This is a genomic window from Uliginosibacterium aquaticum (genome assembly GCF_012972705.2).
Lineage (GTDB): Bacteria > Pseudomonadota > Gammaproteobacteria > Burkholderiales > Rhodocyclaceae > Uliginosibacterium > Uliginosibacterium aquaticum.
In genome coordinates this window covers 662947-679810 of the sequence record NZ_JABCSC020000002.1, presented here as the reverse complement: position 1 = coordinate 679810, position 16864 = coordinate 662947, and the positions used below count along the sequence as shown (strand labels likewise).

The following is a 16864-nucleotide window of genomic DNA, read 5'->3' as shown; positions in this document are numbered from 1 at the left end:
CAAGGGCCGTTGTTTTTTTGCACGCGGGCTTGAGACCGTCAAAAAAAGGGCCCGGCGGCGTTGAGCCACCGGGCCAATCAACTGCACTTAGGCAGGAGGAGTCAAGCGGTGGAAGGCGGCTCAGTTGCCGCTGCCGGTTCCGGAATTGTTGTATTCCCAGAAACGGGCGGTTGAGCTGGAATAGGCTGCGCCATTGGTGCCGGCCGCCCAGGGATCGGTGATGCGGACATGCGCGCCGATGGCTGTGTCACGTATCACCAGTTGGCCTTTGGCGCCCGATTGCGCCCAGTTTCGACCCAGATAAGTCTTGCCGGTGCCCGCGCTGCCGGTGGAGTTCAGCGTGCTGTTGGTGACCAGGAAGCCGTAGCTGTTGGTCGACTGGGTGCTGGGGGCAAAAATGTAGCTGGTGGCCGAGGCGCCCAGACGCGCGCCGGTGTACTGGATCGTGCAGCCGTAGAAAGCAGCGGTACCGTGGCCAAAGATGAAGTCCACATCCCCCTGCACGAAGCTCGACTTGAAGAAGGCGCGGATTACCGTGCTGTAGCTGGTTGAGCCAATGAACAGGGTGTCCTGATTGCCGATCACCTGCACGTTCTCGAAGATCGCCTTGTCGCCGCGCACCGATAAGGCCAGGGCGGATTGGTTGCTGCCGCTGTAGCTGCCCTCGGTGTAGCTGTTCTTGAAAGTCAGGTTGCGGGCGCGGAAGTCTTTGGACATCACCGTGAAGCTGGCACTGTCACTGGTGCCGACGGTGGTGGCCGAGGCATTGCTGGCGCACTTGGAGGTGGCGGTGCCGGTGGATTTTGGCGTCAGGTTGGAATTGTTGTAGTGAAGCACTGTGTTGCCAGCGCTGGCGTCCAGACCGTAGAGCGTGATCGGTGGGGCGGAAGACGGGATGCACACTACTTCCTTGTAGGTGCCGGCCTTCACGCTGATGTACTTGCGGCTCGTGCCGCCCGCCGATACGGCGGCGTTGATGGCGGCCTGGATGGTGGTGTAGCTGGCGCTGCCGTCGGCGGCGACCTTGTAGTTGGCAGTGAAGCCACTGATGGCGCCAACGCCGCCAGTGGGATCCCAGTTATCCGTCGTGAGCGAGCCGATGGTGCCGGCCTGGGCCATGTACTTCGAGATCGTGTAGCCGGCCGCTGCCGTACTGCTCAGTTGCGGGCGGGCGGTGGTGGAGCTGACGGCGAGGGCACCCGGGCTGGCCAGCAGGCTGGCAGCCACGAGCGCCAGCGCGCCGGTAAGGCGGTGGCTTGATTGCATGTTTGTCTCCAAAAGTCCGTTGTGAAACGTGATTGGCCTTTTTCAGGCTCTGGGCCGGATGTTTCCGGTCACGCGATTATAGTTCTGATATCGGTAACAAATGGAGTCTTTATCGGTTTTTGCAGGCTTGCGGGGGCCAGCGGGCTCAGGCGCCGGGCAGGCGGATGTGGAACTGGCTGCCGGCGCCGGGCGTGCTGTGTACTTCGATCTGGCCGCCCAGCGTGTCTTCGACGATGTTGCGCACGATATCGAGACCGAGTCCGGTACCACCCTGGCCGGCACGCGTTGTGAAGAAGGGTTCGAAGATGCGCGCCTGGACTTCGGGGCTCATGCCACTGCCGTTGTCGCTGATCTGCAGGCAGGCGCAGCCAGTTTCATCCCGCTTGGCTTCGATGCGGATCTGCTGCGTGTCATCGCCGGCATTGCCGGCTGGAAAGGCATGGGTGAGGGCATTGCTGACCAGATTGGTGATGACCTGGGCCAGCGGGCCGGGGCTGGTGTCGAGCTCCAGATCTGGCGGGATGTTGAATTCAAGACGTGTGCCACGTCCCTTGAACATGGGGGAGAGGGTGTAGCCAAGCTGCTCCAGCCAGCTGCGCAGCATGATCTGGCGGCGCATCGAGGTGGCTTGATCCAGCGCCATGTCCTTGAAGCCTTCGAGCAACTCATGGGCACGCTCGAGATTGCGGTCGAGCAGTTTGCGGGCTTCGCTGACGGTATCGAGGAAATCGCTGAGATCGCGCTGGCGCAGGGTGCCCTCTGCCTGCTTGCGGCGGACGCTGGCGAGGTTTTCATCCAGGATGCCGCTGGCCATCCAGCTGTTGCTGATCGGGTTGCTGATGTCATGAGCGAAGAGCGCCACCAGCTTGCCGAGGGTGGCGAGCTTCTCGCTCTGCGCGAGCTGAAGGTGCGTGGACTCTAGGCGTGAGAGCGTCTCCCGCAGAGACTGGTTGGCGGCTTCGAGCTCGCGCGTGCGCTCGGCCACGCGCTGGCTCAGCGAGGCATTGGCCGTGGAGAGCATGCGGGCGTTTTCGGCATGGGCTTCAAGCAGGGCCTGCTCGGCTTGCTTGCGCTCGGTGATGTCCTGATGCGTGCCGGAGAGGCGGCGTGCCGTGCCGTCGGCTGAGCGCGCGGTGACTTCGCCGCAGCTCTGGATCCAGCGGTATTCGCCACTCTTGCAGCGCATGCGCATGTCCACGCGGTATTGTTCGATCTTGCCTGAGGTGAGGGCCTGTGCTGCCGTCATGAGGCGGGGCAGGTCGTCCCGGTGGACCAATGCGGTAAACGTGTCGAGCGACTCCTCCAGCTCCGTATCGACGTAGCCGAGCATCTGTTTCCAGCGCGCATCGAAACGGTTGCGGCCCGAGTCCAGCTCCCATTCCCAGCAGCCCAGGCGCCCCGCGGCCAGGCTCAGCTCCAGACGTTGCTTGGCTTCGCTGAGCTCCTGGGTGCGTCGGCCGACTTCGTTTTCGAGACCGGTATTCAGCGTGGCCAGCGCCTGCAGGCTGGTATCGAGACGGCTGCGCGCCTCGGCAAAAGCGGCCAGCAGACTGCCCAGTTCATCACGGTGTGGATATGCGGGCTGGGCCATTTCACCTGCCGCGCCCTTGCGCCAGTGGCGCAAGGCTTCGGCCATGGCGGCCAGTGGCTGCGACAGCTCGCGGTGGATGATCCAGTAGAAGAGGGCCCACAGCGCGGCTGCCATGACGAAGGAGTTGAGCAGGGTGGCCAGCAGGCTGTAACGCATCTGCGCGAGCACCAGGGCGTGACTGGAGTACAGCTCGAAGTGACCGACCGTGATGGCGTCCGCGCCGGGCACTGCGTGCTCCAGCGCTACGCGCAGTGGCGTCATTCCAGCAGGTTGGCGGGCATCGAGATTCCCTGCCCAGATCAGCACGCGGCCGGCTTCGTCGCTGATGCGGATGGCGCTGACCACTGGCGAGCGTTCGATGCCGGCGGCGAGATCGGCCAGCTGGCGTCGGTCCATGGCCCACAGCGCTTCGCCCAGACTGGGTGAGAAAGCGCGTGCGAGGTAGTTGAGTTCGCCATCAATGGCCTGGCGGGTGGAGCCGTACAGGGTGAACAGTTGCAGCGCGGTGAGCGCCGCTGCCAGGAGCAGATAGGCCGGCAGAAGCTGGCGGAACAGGCGGCGGGCGAGTAGATGCGGCGAGCGCATGCGGAGTCCAGAAGTGGCGATGCTCCAGTCTAGCCGCGGTTTTTACCTGCCTGATTTGACAGATATGGCAAATACGTCAAATTTCGCAATTCATTTGCGAGGTCTGTGACTTTTTACCGCACTTCCCGGGCGCTGAGGTGCTTTGCCGGGCCCTGGGCGCTGAAGCATGGCGCTGGCGCGCGGCACCAGCTGGTGCGGGCTGCTGCCGATCAGATCACGGCGATTGATGTCGACGAGAAATTCGCGGATCAGCTCATGGTTGTCCGGGTCGTGATAACGCAGCAGCGCCTTGTGCAGCTTGCGTTGTTTGGCCAGACGCGGGGTTTCCACGTCTTCCGAATCCTGGGAGACTTTCCTCAGCGGATTCTTGCGCGAGTAATACATGGCTGTGGCCATCGCCAGTGGCGTGGGCGTGAAGGCCTGCACCTGATCCGGGCGGAAATTGTTCTGCTTAAGCCACAGGGCGAGGTTCAGCATGTCCTCGTCCGCGGTGCCGGGGTGGGCGGCGATGAAGTAGGGCACCAGATGCTGGGTCTTGCCGGCTTCCTTGGAATACTTGTCGAACATCTTACGGAAACGTTCGAACGTGCCGATGCCCGGCTTCATCATCTTGGAAAGCGGGCCTTCCTCTGTGTGCTCGGGGGCGATCTTCAGGAGGCCCGAGACGTGGTGGGTCACTAGTTCCTTGACGTATTCCGGCGAGCGCACCGCGAGGTCGTATCTCAACCCCGAACCGATGGTGATCTTCTTCACCCCGGGAATCGCGCGCGCCTTGCGGTACAGCTCGATCAGCGAGTCGTGGCTGGTGTTGAGGTTCTCGCAGATGCCTGGATACACGCATGAGAGGCGCCGACAGGAAGTCTCGATCTTCGGATCCTTGCAGGCCATGCGGTACATGTTGGCGGTCGGCCCACCGAGGTCCGAGATATGCCCGCGGAATTCAGGAATCTTGTCGCGGATCTCCTCGATCTCTTTCAGGATCGATTCGTGCGAGCGGCTCTGGATGATGCGCCCTTCGTGCTCGGTGATCGAGCAGAAGGTGCAGCCGCCGAAGCAGCCGCGCATGATGTTGATCGAGAAGCGGATCATCTCCCAGGCCGGGATGCGCGCCTTGCCGTAGCTCGGGTGCGGCGCACGGGCGAAGGGCGCGTCGAAGACGTAGTCCATCTCCTCTGTGGTGAGCGGAATTGGCGGCGGATTGAGCCACACATCGCGCTCGCCATGGGTCTGGCGCAGCGCGCGGGCGTTACCCGGATTGGATTCCAGATGGAACACACGTGAGTTGTGGGCGTAGAGCACGCGGTCGTCACAGATGGCTTCATAGCTTGCCAGGCGCACCACCGTCTTGGCGCGGGCGGCCTTACGCGCCGCGACGCGTGCGGCGGCGGGCACGATCTGCACCGGCAGCGAGCCATCGGCATTCGGCGCCGTCGCGGTCTGTTGCGGCTCCATCGCGTAAGGATCAGGATGCGGATCAACGCGGCCCGGCTTGTCCAGACTCAGCGAATCGATCTCGCTCCATTCCTCGTCCGGCAGCCAGTTCTTCTTGACCATGAAGGCGGTGCCGCGCAGATCGCGGATCGAGTCGATGGACTCGCCTGCTGCCAGACGATGCGAGAGCTCGACTAGCGCGCGCTCGGCGCTGCCGAAGATCAGCATGTCGGCCTTGGAGTCCGGCAGCACGGAGCGGCGCACCTTGTCGCTCCAGTAATCGTAATGGGCGATGCGGCGCAGGCTGGCCTCGATGCTGCCGATGATCACCGGCACGCCGGGGAAGGCTTCGCGGGCGCGCTGGGCATACACGGTGACTGCGCGATCCGGCCGCTTGCCGGCGGCGGCGTCCGGCGTGTAGGCGTCGTCCGAGCGCGGCTTGCGGTCCGCCGTGTAGCGGTTGATCATCGAATCCATGTTGCCGGCGGTGACGCCGAAATACAGATTCGGTTTCCCAAGGGCACGGAAGGGCTCGGCCGAGAGCCAGTCCGGCTGGCTGATGATGCCGACGCGAAAGCCCTGCGTCTCGAGCAGACGCCCGATCAGCGCCATGCCGAAGCTGGGGTGATCGAGGTAGGCGTCGCCGGTGACGAGGATGATGTCGCAGCTGTCCCAGCCGAGCGCGTCCATCTCCTTGCGACTCATCGGAAAGAAGGGGGCGGGCTTCAGTTTTGGGCGGTGGCGCGGCCAGCTGGCGAGGGGGCGGGGATCGGTTTGCATCAGGCCGCGATTCTACCCGTGAAAGCCTTGCAGGAAGCCCTGCGCAAGGTGTGGACTCTTGTCACGCCGGCGCCTGGCAGCACGGGGCTCAGCCCCGTGGCGCCGGATGATTCCTTGAGGGGCGCTTCAGCGTGTGCGCACGCGGAAGTTTGCAACGGAACGCAGCAACTCGTCGGCGAGCTTGTTGAGCTCGCTTGCGGTACGGGCCGCTTCGCTGACCTCGGCATATACGTGCTCGGACATGCGGGCGATGTGTTCCACGTTCTGGGCCACGCTTTCGTTGGTGCTGCGGTGCTCGCGCAGGGCCGTGTTGATCTCGGCAACTGAAGCCAGCACGCGATCCGCGCTGCTGCATACGGCCAGCATGCGTTCCCCTGAGGCTGCGCTGAGCTGGCTGCCCTGCTGCACGCGGGCGACGCCCTGTTCCATGCCTGCCGCGGCGGCGGCCGTATCCTGGCGGATAGCATTGACTGTACGGACGATCTCGTTGGAAGCCTGGGTGGTGCGTTCGGCGAGCTTGCGTACCTCGTCGGCCACCACCGCGAAGCCACGCCCTTGCTCTCCCGCACGGGCAGCTTCGATGGCGGCATTGAGGGCCAGAAGATTGGTCTGGTCGGCGATTTCGCGGATCACCGAGATCATGTGAGCGATCTCTTCGGAGCGTTCGCCCAGCTTGCGGATCGAGGCCGCCGAGCCTTCGACCACGCTGGCGATACTGCTCATTTCAGTGACGACCTGGCTCACCATCTGATTGCTTTCGGTGGCTCGCTGGCGTGATTCGGAGGAGGCCGATTCGGTATCCCCGGCGTAGTGTGAAATCTCGCCCAGACTGACCGACATCTGCTCCACCGCAGCGGCCATGGCGGATGCCGAGCTGGACTGCTGTTCCGCGTCATCGCTGACCTTGGCCGCGCCTGCAGTGAGCGCAGCTGCGGCCGTCTGCAAGTGTTGGGCGTCGTTTTGCACCATTCGCAGCACATCTTCTACCCGGTCGCACATGGTGTTGAAGCCAGTGGCCACGCAGCCCAGCTCGTCGCGGCTATCGAGTGCCATGCGCTGGGTGAAGTCGCCCTGGCTCATGGCTTGGGTGCCTGCCGAGAGTTCGTCCAGCCCTTCACGCAGGCTGTGATAGAGCGTGGCCAGCCCGAGTAGCAGCAGCAAGGCGCCGGCCCCGCTGCCGCCGATCACCAGCAGCATCATGCGGCCTGCTGAACTGGCCCGCGCGTCGAGCTGCTCGCGCAGGCGCGGCAGGTAATAACCCTTGCCGTCCTTCACCAGTAGCCCGATCGAGTCGGTCAGGCGCTTCCACCACTCGGCTGGTTCGATGCCGAAACGTGCGCTGAGCACCTCTTCGCGGGTGAGTTTGCGGGCTTCTGCCACTTCTGTGTCCATCTGCGCAGAGAAGGTCTCGAAGTGCTTGCGCGCGTCAGCATCCTGCTGGCTTGCGAAGTGCAGCGCGGAGCGCATCTGTTGCCACATCAGTGCGAGCTCGCCCGACAGGGCCGAGAGGGCTTCGCGCTGGTTGTCGTTGATCTGCTTGGCGGCGAGGATGCCGTTGGCGGCGCCACGCAGCTTGCCCAGGCGTTCGGTGACTTCCGGCATGTACATGGTCAGCGCGGCAATCGCGTAGTAGGTGTGCGCTTCCGGATCGAGCGCTAGACCGGATACGTCATTGAGTTGTTGCACCAGCTTGATCAGGGCGTTGATGGTCTGGGTGTGGGCAGCAAAATTCTGTGGGCCGGGCAGGGCAATGCCGCCTTCACGCAGCTTCTGCCAGTCGTCCATGATGGTTCTGGCCGGTTGTTGTAGCGCCCATGCTGCCGGGGTGGCCTGGGCCGCGCTGGCAAAGGCACGTGCGGCTTGCTCGACTTCCGGGGTTTTCTTGTCGAGCCCTGCGCGCATGGCGGCATTGCCGCCGAGCGCGCCGGCGCTCATGCCGCGGTGTTGCTGCAGCAGGAGCAGGAATTCCAGGGTGGGCTCGAACATCGCGAGGCCTTCTCGCTCGGCCTTGGCGGTTTGCCATGTACGGAACTCATGGCTGCTGGAAAGGCTCACCAGCAGAACCATCACGATCAGGGCAAAGCTGCCCACGATGGCGAACTTGAGATTCCAGTTCAGGTGCTTAAACAGGCGCAGCAGTGGCGCGAGCAGGGTTTTCATGCGCAGGGCTCCGGCAGCAAACAGGGATACGTCTGCTTTAACGGCCGTTGTGGGAAAACCCTGAGCCAGCGGTTCGGGCAGAAATTTTATGGCTTGGAGTCCTGTTTTGGGGCACTCCGCAATTTTCATCAAGCCGCAGCCGGCTGGTCTGAGGCATCATTCGCGATCATCTTCTTTAGCGCCCTGCCGGAGGAAACCTCATGAAGTCCATGAATGCCTGCCGTACCGCCCGTGCCAGCCTGCTGGCCACGGCCCTGCTTGCTCTGGCCGGCTGCGCCGGAATGGGTTTGCAGAAGCTCTCCGGTACCGTTGTGCAGGGCGTGGTGTCGCAAGGCGGACCACTCGCCAAGGCCCGGATCGTGGTGACTGATGCGCTGGGCCAGAAGAAAACCGCCAGTGCTGATGCTCAGGGGCACTACGCCTTGAACGTGGACGGGATGCAAGCTCCGCTGATGCTGCTGGCAGTGGAGCCCGGCAACAACAACTGCACCGATAGCACCAAGCCCTGGGCCAAGTGTTTCGGCGCCTTGCTGCCGGAGCTCAAGGCCAATGCGAGCAATACCGCCAACATCAACGCCCTTTCTGATCGTGCCGTGAGCAGTGTGGCCAGTGCGCTCAAGCTCAAGGGGCCACAGGAATTGCTCGAAAAAGGCAGCACAGAAGGAATCGAGGCAGCATTGATCCGCGATCGCAGTGCTGGTGGACGCAAGGCCGTGCTGCAGGCGCTCAAGGATGCAGGAGTGCCTGATGCCGAGAATTTCGATCCGGTGACGACGCCGATGCTAGCCGATGGCAAGGGTGTGGATGCCGTACTCAGTGCGCTGGTGCATAACCGGGGCTACGACAATGACACCGGTGTGCCCGGCGGTACTGCGATACTGGATGCTGACTATCGCTACGTCGGCAACGAAGAGCCGCTGAACCTGGCGCGCGCCCAGGCGGCGCTGGCACGTGCCAAGGATCCGGCCTACACCCGCGTGATCATCGTGGGCGATTCCACTGCCAGCACTTACGAGGGCTTCCGCCTGCCGCGCATGGGCTGGGGACAGGTTTTCGAAGAGCTTTTCAAACCCGAGGCCAAGGTCAAGGTGCTCAACAATGCCAAATCCGGCCGCAGCTCGCGCAACTTCTACAATCAGGGCTATTTCCGCCAGATGATGCAGTACGTGCGCCCCGGCGATTACGTGATCATCCACCATGGTCACAACGATCAGAACTGTGATGCTGCCAAGGCCAAGCGCGGAGCGGCTGATGTGGCCAATGCCTGCACCTATCCGAACGATGCGCAGGGCCGCAAGCAGTTTCCGCAGGGCAAGCCGGAGCTGAGCTTCCAGAACTCGCTAGAGGTCTATGTCAAGGAAGCGCGTGCCAAGGGGGCTATCCCGATCATCATGACGCCTACCACCCGCGTCTGGAACAAGGATCGCAAGGAAGGCTTCCCGGTGGTGCCGAATCACTTCACCTCGGCCGGCCAGGGCAACGGTTTCGCCTTTGTTGGCGATTACAGCCAGACCATTCGTGATACGGCGCGGGCCAGCAAGCTGCCGCTAATCGACATCGAGGCCAAGACCATTGCCTTCGTCAACGCCCATCAGGATGACTGGAAGAAGTACTGGCTGGCGGTAGATCCGGCGCTGTACCCCTTCTATGCCAAGGAATCCAGCGGCACCCTGGCCAAGCCGGATACCACCCACTTCCAGGAAGCGGGCGCACGTGCCGTGGCCCAGATGGTGGCGCAGGGCATCAAGGAAACGCCGGAGCTGAAGGCGCTGGCTGACAAGCTGAAGTAAGCGGCGGGGATCACACAGCAAAACGCCCACCTTCCGGTGGGCGTTTTGCCTTGTGGCGTGGGCGCTTTTAACGCCAGCGGCTGCGTGCCCAGCGCTCCATGTCGGCTGTGCTGTAGAAGCTCCAGGCCACGGCGCGGCTGATTTTCTGGCCTTGGGCCATGTCCAGCGTGCGCATGTTGCGGGCGCCGATGCGTTCGATCTGGGCGTAGATCTGCGGCAGGTTGTCCTGTTTCGAGACGAGCGTGCTGAACCACAGGATGTTGTCGGCCAGCGGCCGGCTCTGGCTGATCATCTGGCGAATGAACTCGCGCTCGCCGCCGTCGCACCACAGTTCATGGCCGAGACCTTCGAAATTCAGCAGCGGTTTTTCGGTGACTTCCTTGCCGATGTTGCGCAGCTTGCGCTGGCTGCCGGCGGCCGCTTCTTCGGCTGAGGCGTGGAAGGGCGGGTTGCACAGGGTAAATTCGAAGTACTCGTTCGAGTTGATGGCGCCAGCGAGGATGTCGTCCGGATGTGTCTGCTGGCGCATCTCGAGCGCACCGGCGAGATTGGCGTTGTCCGCGAAGATCTTCTCGGCGTTCAGGAGGGCCGTCTGGTCGATTTCGGTGCCGACGAAACTCCAGCCGTAGAGCGTGTGGCCCAGCATCGGGTAGATGGCGTTGGCTCCGCAGCCGATATCCAGTCCGCGTACCTTTTCGCCGCGCGGGATCGTGCCACGGTTGCTGGTTGCGAGCAGGTCGGCCAGGTTGTGGAGGTAGTCGGCGCGGCCCGGGATCGGCGGACACAGATAGCCTGGCGGCAGATCCCACTCGCGGATGGCGTAAAAGTGGGCCAGCAGCGCCGCGTTGAGCGTCTTGACGGCTGCCGGGTCGGCAAAGTCGACGCTCAGATCGCCGTGCGGGTTGGGGCGCACGAAGGCTTGCAGCGCCGGGTGGCTGGCGATCAGGGCGGGGAAGTCGTAGCGCTCGCGGTGCAGGTTGCGCGGATGCAGGCCGCTCTTGGCCGCCGGAAAGGTCTTTTTATGAGGCATGGCGAAGCTTAGCAGGAAGCCCCCGGATTACGCGCCGCGGATGCAGGCCGCGAGGGTGGCCAGCCCGCGTTCCATTTCTTCGGGCGTTGAGCGGCTGTAATTGAGGCGCAGATACTGGCGGCCTTGCAGCGGGTCCGGAAAGAAGGCTTCGCCGGGCATGAAGGCCACGCCTTGTGCCAGAGCCTTGTCCAGCGTCGCGCGGGTGGCGCTGAGTTCGCCGCGCAGGCGCAGCCAGAAGAAGAGGCCGCCGCGTGGCGTCTGCCAGTCCGCGATGTCGCCAAAGTGCCGCGCCAACGCGGCCTGCATGGCGTTGCGGCGTAGCCGGTAGCCACTGCACAGCTTGCCGAGATCGCTGGCTTGGGTGCCGCCAGCCAGCCAGTGCGCCACGGCGGCCTGGCCCGGGCGCTGGGTGTGCAGGTCGGCGGCCTGCTTGAGGCGTACCAGATGCGGCAGCAAGGCCGGGTGGGCGGCGAGGTAAGCGATGCGCAGACCCGGCCAGAGGATCTTGGAAAAGCTGCCCAGATAGATCCAGGAGGCGCGGTGGAGCAGGGCGCAGATCGGTGTCATCGGGTGCTCGACGTCCAGCGCCACGCTGCGATAGGGCTCGTCTTCGATCAGGGGCACGTTGTAGCGGTCCAACAGTTCGGCGATGCCGGCGCGGGCGGCCGGGCTGTAGCAGGTTCCGGATGGATTCTGGAAGCAGGGGATCAGATACACACAGCGCGGTTTGCGTGTGGCCAGCAGCGCTTCGAAGGCGGCGAGGTCCGGCCCTTCGGCGGTGAGCGGCACGCTGGCGATATCAGCACCGAAGAGTTCGAATACCTGCAGCGCGGCGACATAGGTGGGCCCCTCGACGAGCACAGGGCTGTCCTCGTCGATGAAAAGCTTGGCGGCAAAATCCAGCCCTTGCTGTGAGCCGGACAGGGCTAGCACCTGCTCTGCGCTCACTTCCAGACCCATGCTGCCTATCCACTCGGCTACTGCGGAGCGATAAGCCGGTTCGCCTTCGCTCGTGCCGTACTGGTGGAGGGCCGAGTTGGCAAAGGCCTCCAGCGGCAGGGGGGGCATCAGGTCCGCCGCCGGCAGGCCGCCTGCGAAGGAGATCATGCCGGGCTGCGCAGCCGCGGCGAGGATGTCGCGCACCAGCGAGGATTTGAGGCGGGCTGTGCGGTGGGCCAGTTCGAATTCGGGCTGAGTGGGGGCAAGGGGCACGGCAGACTCCAGATAAGTCATGTATATTGACCAATATCCTTGAGTGTCGAATTAAAGTCAATATGCTTGACGTAAATTCTCCCGAGCGGGAAGCTGAGCTGTTTGCCGCCATCGAGTTGTTCTTCTATGCCTTCCGGGCCTTCACGGCCAAGCCGGATGCGATTCTCGCCGAGCGCGGATTGGCGCGTCTGCATCACCGCATCCTGTACTTCGTGGCGCGGCGCCCGGGTCAGCGCGTCAGCGATCTATTGGCCACCCTCGGGGTCAGCAAACAGGCCCTGCACGGGCCACTCAAGCAGTTGGTGGAACTGGGGCTGGTGCAGGTGGCGGCCGATGCCAGCGATGGCCGCGCGCGTTGTCTGTCGCTGAGTGCAGCGGGGGCCGAACTGGAGGCACGCCTGTCGCAGACCCAGCGCGAGCTGATGGCCGGGATCTTTGCTGCGCAGGGCAGGGCCGCCGAGCAAGCCTGGCGCGAGGTGATGGCAGGGCTCGCGGAGCAGGTTTGAGGGCAGGATTTCCGGCCTGGATCAAGGCAAGTCCAGCCGCTTGGGTTAGGATGCTGCGGCGGATGGCGCGTGCCTTCGCCGGTTCAACAGGAGCAAGTGGATGCGTGGTTTGAGGGTGGTGCTGGCGCTGCTGGTCGTGTGTGCTTTGAGTGCCTGTGGCGACAGCGACAAAATCCGCATCGGTTTTCTCGGCGGCCTCTCTGGCCGCTATCAGGATCTGGGTAATGCTGGCCGTGATGGCGCGACCCTGGCCGTGGAAATGCGCAATGCGCAGGGTGGGGTGGGCGGGCGTCTGGTCGAGCTGGTAGCGCGCGATGACGAACAGGATGCGACCCAGGCACGCCGTGCGCTGGATGATCTGGTGGCCATGCAGGTTGCGGCCGTGGTCGGGCCGATGACCAGCAGCGTGGCGGTGGCGGTGGCGCCGCGTCTGGCCCAGACCGGCACCGTGATGCTGGGCGTGCATACCACCACGACCGAACTCACCGGCAAGGACGACATGTTCTTCCGCGTCATCGACGACACCAACAAGTATGCTTCCGAGGTCGCACGCTTTCACTACCAGCGCCGCAACGTTCGCCAGGTGGCGATCCTCTACGATCTGGCCAATGTCGATTACTCGGCAAGCTGGGTAGCGGACTACAAGCGCACCATTGAGGGCCTTGGCGGTGCCGTGGTGCGCTCGATCAGCTTCGATTCGCACTACGAGCGCAAATACGACGACATGGCCCGCACCCTGCTCGACGTGGCGCCGGACATGGTGGTGATCGTGGCCAACGCGGTGGATACCGCCGAAATCGTCGGCAAGCTGCGCGGGCAAAACGAGCGGGTGCAACTCGCCGGCTGTGGCTGGGCCAATACCGAGCGTTTGCTGGAAAACGGCGGCAAGCAGATCGAGGGCCTGCTGCTCGAGGAATACGTTGATCTGGAGGACTTCTCCCGTGTCTATCAGGATTTCCGCGAGGCCTACGTCCAGCGTTTCAAGAAAGAACCCAGTTACGGTGCCTCGATGGCTTATGAGGCAGCCAACATCGTGATGGATGCCCTGAGCCATAACCCGGACCCACGCCAGCTCAAGCAAACCCTGCTGTCCGTTGGCAGCTTCCGTGGCGTGCAGGGCAATATCCGTTTTGATCCCTATGGCGATGTGCAGCGCTCGGTTTTCTTTGCCGAAGTGCGCGATGGCCGTTTTCAGCGTTTGCGCTGAGTTCCCCCGAAGAGGAGTCTTTTTTCATGCCGGTCATTGCCGTCAAACACCCCCTGGTTCAACACAAGATCGGTCTCATGCGTGAGGCCGATATCTCGACCAAGAAATTCCGCGAGCTCACCGCTGAACTCGCGCGCCTGCTGGCCTACGAGGCCACCGCCGATTTCGAGCTGGCCCCGGTCGAGATCGACTGCTGGAGCGGCCCGACCGTGGTGCAGCAGATCAAGGGCAAGAAGGTTACCGTGGTGCCCATCCTGCGTGCCGGCCTTGGCATGCTCGATGGCGTGCTGGACATGATCCCCAGCGCCAAGATCAGCGTGGTGGGCCTTGCGCGTAACGAAGAAACCCTGCAGCCCGAGCATTACTTTGAGAAATTCGTCGGTAATCTCACCGAACGCACGGCCCTGATCATCGATCCGATGCTGGCCACCGCTGGCTCCATGATTGCCACCATCGACCTGCTCAAGCGCCGCGGCTGCAAGGATGTGCGTGCGCTGGTGCTGGTGGCCGCGCCAGAAGGCATTGCGGCGATCGATAAAGCCCATCCGGACGTACGTTGCTGGACGGCCTCGATTGACAGTCACCTGAATGAAAACGGTTACATCATTCCGGGCCTGGGTGACGCGGGCGACAAGATTTTCGGTACCACTTCCAAGTAATCCTGGTCGCGCAGCCGAGGGCTGTGCGGCTTTCATTCCCCCGCAAGAGAGACAGACATGAGCAATTCCATCACCACGGCCAGCGGCCTGATCTATGAAGACCTCATCGCCGGCAGCGGCGAAGCCGCTCAGGCCGGCCGTTCGGTGCGCGTGCACTACACCGGCTGGCTGATCACCGGCGAAAAGTTCGATTCCAGCGTGGATCGCAACGAGCCCTTCGGTTTCCCGCTGGGGGCCGGCCATGTGATTCCGGGTTGGGACGAAGGCGTGCAAGGCATGCTGCCGGGTGGCAAGCGCAAGCTCACGATCCCGCCCCATCTGGCCTATGGCGAAGATGGCGCAGGCGGCGTGATTCCGCCGAATGCCACCCTGGTCTTCGAAGTTGAACTGCTCGAAGTGGAGCCGGGGCTCGACATGACGATGCGTGACCCGATCACCACGGCCTCCGGCCTCACTTACGACGACAGCATCCTCGGCACGGGCGCCGAAGCCAAGGCCGGCAAGTATGTGTCGGTGCACTACACCGGCTGGCTCACCACCGGCGAGAAGTTCGATTCGAGCAAGGACCGTGGAGACCCTTTCAGCTTCCCGCTCGGTGGCCGTCGTGTCATCGCAGGTTGGGATGAGGGTGTGCAGGGCATGAAGGTGGGCGGCACGCGCAAGCTGCTGATCCCGGCCGAGCTGGGCTATGGTGCGCGCGGCGCAGGCGGCGTGATTCCTCCGAATGCCACGCTGGTGTTTGAGGTCGAACTTCTGGACGTTCAATAAGGCTTTGAATGGGCGTCATCCCCGCGAAGGCCGGGATCCAGTGGCTTGCGAGTGTCGCTGGGTTCCGGCTTTCGCCGGAATGACTGGAAAATGACATGAAAGACAGCAAAGCCCCCGTTACCGCCGCGATCCGCGTGCTGCGCCAGCACCAGGCCGAGTGGTCCGACCATCTCTACGACTACGAGGAGAAGGGCGGTACAGCGGTCAGCAGCCGTGAGCTGGGCGTCGATGAGCATGCCGTGATCAAGACCCTGATCATGGAGGATGACGCGAAGCGCCCCTTGATCGTGCTGATGCATGGTGATCGCGAAGTCTCCACCAAGAATCTCGCCCGTCATCTCGGGGTGAAGGGCATCACACCCTGCACGCCTGAAGTGGCCAATCGCCACTCGGGTTATATGGTGGGCGGCACCAGTCCCTTCGGTACCAAACGTGCGATGCCGGTCTATCTGCAGCAAAGCATCTGCGCGCTGCCGCAGATCTATCTGAACGGTGGCAAGCGTGGCTATCTGATCGGCATTTCGCCGCAGGCGGTTGTGGCTATACTCAAGCCCGAACTTGTCGATGTAATGGCCTGAACGAGCAGGCCGCTTTAGGAGGAGTGTCGGGGTGCATCTTCTGCTTGGTCTGCTGTTTCTGGGGGTTTTGGCCTATTTGTTTCACCGGATCTTTCTTGCGCCAGCGGCTGTTCAGACTGCGCTGCAGCAGGCTGAGGCGGGGCGCAGCGAGCGTGGTTTTGCTTTCCTTTCGAACGGCCTGTTGTTCCTGCGCCCGCACGGTGGCGAACTGCAGCAACTGCACAGCCCCTATGTGCAGGAGGCGATTGATCGCCGCGAACGGGCACGTGATCGCCACAGCTGGAAGCAGGGCACCAGCTTCGGGATCTCGGCGGGTGGCAACATGCGCAACTTCGAGGCGGGCGACAAACCTGTGCTGGCCACGACTGCGGCTTTCGAGGCGAATGGCGATCTGCTGTATTTCCTGAAGGATGAGGGCATTGGCGGCCTGTTCCGGCGCGAAGCTGCCAGCGGCAACGAGCTGCGGGTGCTGCTGCGTCAGCATCTGCATCTGGAAGACCTGAGCCTGTCGCCCGACGGTTCCACACTGGCGGCGTCTTCACGCCAGTCCGCCGGCATTGCCAATCTCGCATTGTTCAATCGCGACGGCAGCGCTTTCCGCGAGGTCTCCGGGGGCGATACCGTGGATGCGGCGCCGGCCTGGATTCCGGATGCGCCGCGGCGCCTGCTGTTCCAGTCCTCAGGGCTGGCACGCGACGAGAATGGTTACATCGTGGCGCAGGGCAATGCGAGCATCCAGATGCTGGATATGGATACCGGCAGCGTCGCGCCCATTCTCGAGAATCCGCGTTTCGATTTTCTCAAGCCTCGTGTGAGCCCGGCGGGTGACCTGCTCTTCATCCGTCGCCCCTATGAGCTGCCGCGCTACGGCAGTGCGAGCATGTTTGTGGATACCTTGCTGTTCCCTTTCCGCCTGTTGCGGGCGGTATTTCACTACCTGAACTTCTTCTCGCTGATGTACACCCGCAAGCCGCTGACCAGTGCATCCGGGCCGGCGGTGCAGGCCGATCTGAAGAGCATCCTATTGCAAGGGCGGCGCATCGATGCGGAGAAGGCCCTGCGCAGCGAGCGACCGGTGCAGGGCGTGGCGTCGCTGGTGCCAAGCAGCTGGGAGCTGGTGAGCCGTACCCGGGCGGGACTGGAAACCGTACTGGCCACCAATGTGGCCTCTTACGATCTCGGCACGGATGGCAGCATCGTCTATTCCAATGGCCGCGGAGTGTTTGTCATCGGGCCCGATGGCCGGGCCGGGCTGGCCCTGCGGGATCAGCTGGTGGCCGAGGTGTTTGCCAGCGCCTGAG

At 63.3% G+C, this 16864-nt stretch carries 13 protein-coding genes and 1 pseudogene; 8 read left to right on the top strand and 6 right to left on the bottom strand.

Translation table 11 applies throughout. The features are described from left to right. Positions 1-120: 120 nt before the first annotated feature. The 4 genes from HJ583_RS10560 to HJ583_RS10545 form a co-directional block, all read right to left on the bottom strand. Positions 121-1266 carry a pectinesterase family protein gene (locus tag HJ583_RS10560; protein WP_170021863.1) on the bottom strand — a complete coding sequence of 382 codons (1146 nt, stop codon included), beginning with the start codon at positions 1264-1266 and terminating at the stop codon, positions 121-123. Positions 1267-1411: 145 nt separating this feature from the next. Next, entirely contained in the window at positions 1412-3442 is a 2031-nt protein-coding gene (locus HJ583_RS10555) for an ATP-binding protein (protein WP_170021862.1), read from the bottom strand. Between the two features lie 90 nt (positions 3443-3532). Continuing rightward, a complete protein-coding gene (locus HJ583_RS10550) occupies positions 3533-5578 on the bottom strand; it encodes a YgiQ family radical SAM protein (RefSeq protein WP_217423388.1) in 2046 nt (681 codons plus the stop codon). Between the two features lie 201 nt (positions 5579-5779). Further along, positions 5780-7813 carry a methyl-accepting chemotaxis protein gene (locus HJ583_RS10545; RefSeq protein WP_170021860.1) on the bottom strand — a complete coding sequence of 678 codons (2034 nt, stop codon included), beginning with the start codon at positions 7811-7813 and terminating at the stop codon, positions 5780-5782. A 200-nt stretch (positions 7814-8013) separates the two neighbouring features. On the opposite strand from HJ583_RS10545, the gene HJ583_RS10540 reads away from it, so the two are divergent. Then, on the top strand, positions 8014-9603 hold the full coding sequence (locus HJ583_RS10540; RefSeq protein WP_170021859.1) for a rhamnogalacturonan acetylesterase: 1590 nt from the start codon (positions 8014-8016) through the stop codon (positions 9601-9603). Positions 9604-9670: 67 nt separating this feature from the next. On the opposite strand, the gene rlmF is transcribed toward HJ583_RS10540, so the two are convergent. After that, positions 9671-10633 (bottom strand): 23S rRNA (adenine(1618)-N(6))-methyltransferase RlmF, encoded by a 963-nt coding sequence (gene rlmF, locus HJ583_RS10535; RefSeq protein ID WP_170021858.1) that lies wholly within the window; start codon positions 10631-10633, stop codon positions 9671-9673. Between the two features lie 27 nt (positions 10634-10660). Next, positions 10661-11845, bottom strand: a complete 1185-nt coding sequence (locus HJ583_RS10530) for an aminotransferase-like domain-containing protein (protein ID WP_328824869.1) — start codon at positions 11843-11845, stop codon at positions 10661-10663. A 62-nt stretch (positions 11846-11907) separates the two neighbouring features. On the opposite strand from HJ583_RS10530, the gene HJ583_RS10525 reads away from it, so the two are divergent. The 7 genes and pseudogenes from HJ583_RS10525 to HJ583_RS10500 all read left to right on the top strand — a co-directional run bounded on the left by HJ583_RS10525 (position 11908) and on the right by HJ583_RS10500 (position 16863). Further along, positions 11908-12351 carry a MarR family winged helix-turn-helix transcriptional regulator gene (locus tag HJ583_RS10525; RefSeq protein ID WP_170021856.1) on the top strand — a complete coding sequence of 148 codons (444 nt, stop codon included), beginning with the start codon at positions 11908-11910 and terminating at the stop codon, positions 12349-12351. 100 nt (positions 12352-12451) lie between these two features. Continuing rightward, a complete protein-coding gene (locus HJ583_RS10520; RefSeq protein WP_170021855.1) occupies positions 12452-13558 on the top strand; it encodes an ABC transporter substrate-binding protein in 1107 nt (368 codons plus the stop codon). Between the two features lie 26 nt (positions 13559-13584). Next, positions 13585-14217, top strand: a complete 633-nt coding sequence (upp, locus tag HJ583_RS10515; RefSeq protein ID WP_101942385.1) for a uracil phosphoribosyltransferase — start codon at positions 13585-13587, stop codon at positions 14215-14217. Positions 14218-14274: 57 nt separating this feature from the next. Continuing rightward, positions 14275-14598 (top strand): annotated as a pseudogene (locus tag HJ583_RS18970) (FKBP-type peptidyl-prolyl cis-trans isomerase); the annotation flags it as partial. Positions 14599-14637: 39 nt separating this feature from the next. Continuing rightward, positions 14638-14985 (top strand): FKBP-type peptidyl-prolyl cis-trans isomerase, encoded by a 348-nt coding sequence (locus tag HJ583_RS18965; protein ID WP_216821727.1) that lies wholly within the window; start codon positions 14638-14640, stop codon positions 14983-14985. Positions 14986-15080: 95 nt separating this feature from the next. Beyond that, positions 15081-15563, top strand: coding sequence for an aminoacyl-tRNA deacylase (locus HJ583_RS10505; protein WP_101942387.1), 483 nt, complete (start codon positions 15081-15083; stop codon positions 15561-15563). 31 nt (positions 15564-15594) lie between these two features. After that, positions 15595-16863: a TolB family protein gene (locus HJ583_RS10500; RefSeq protein WP_170021854.1), complete on the top strand. Its 1269-nt coding sequence runs from the start codon at positions 15595-15597 to the stop codon at positions 16861-16863. Position 16864 lies beyond the last annotated feature (1 nt).

Excerpts from the sequence above, each read along its gene's own strand:
- HJ583_RS10560 (WP_170021863.1), bottom strand. The coding sequence starts at position 1,266 with ATGCAATCAAGCCACCGCCTTACCGGCGCGCTGGCGCTCGTGGCTGCC.
- HJ583_RS10555 (WP_170021862.1), bottom strand. The coding sequence starts at position 3,442 with ATGCGCTCGCCGCATCTACTCGCCCGCCGCCTGTTCCGCCAGCTTCTG.
- HJ583_RS10550 (WP_217423388.1), bottom strand. The coding sequence starts at position 5,578 with ATGAGTCGCAAGGAGATGGACGCGCTCGGCTGGGACAGCTGCGACATC.
- HJ583_RS10545 (WP_170021860.1), bottom strand. The coding sequence starts at position 7,813 with ATGAAAACCCTGCTCGCGCCACTGCTGCGCCTGTTTAAGCACCTGAAC.
- HJ583_RS10540 (WP_170021859.1), top strand. The coding sequence starts at position 8,014 with ATGAAGTCCATGAATGCCTGCCGTACCGCCCGTGCCAGCCTGCTGGCC.
- rlmF (WP_170021858.1), bottom strand. The coding sequence starts at position 10,633 with ATGCCTCATAAAAAGACCTTTCCGGCGGCCAAGAGCGGCCTGCATCCG.
- HJ583_RS10525 (WP_170021856.1), top strand. The coding sequence starts at position 11,908 with ATGCTTGACGTAAATTCTCCCGAGCGGGAAGCTGAGCTGTTTGCCGCC.
- HJ583_RS10520 (WP_170021855.1), top strand. The coding sequence starts at position 12,452 with ATGCGTGGTTTGAGGGTGGTGCTGGCGCTGCTGGTCGTGTGTGCTTTG.
- upp (WP_101942385.1), top strand. The coding sequence starts at position 13,585 with ATGCCGGTCATTGCCGTCAAACACCCCCTGGTTCAACACAAGATCGGT.
- HJ583_RS18965 (WP_216821727.1), top strand. The coding sequence starts at position 14,638 with ATGCGTGACCCGATCACCACGGCCTCCGGCCTCACTTACGACGACAGC.
- HJ583_RS10505 (WP_101942387.1), top strand. The coding sequence starts at position 15,081 with ATGAAAGACAGCAAAGCCCCCGTTACCGCCGCGATCCGCGTGCTGCGC.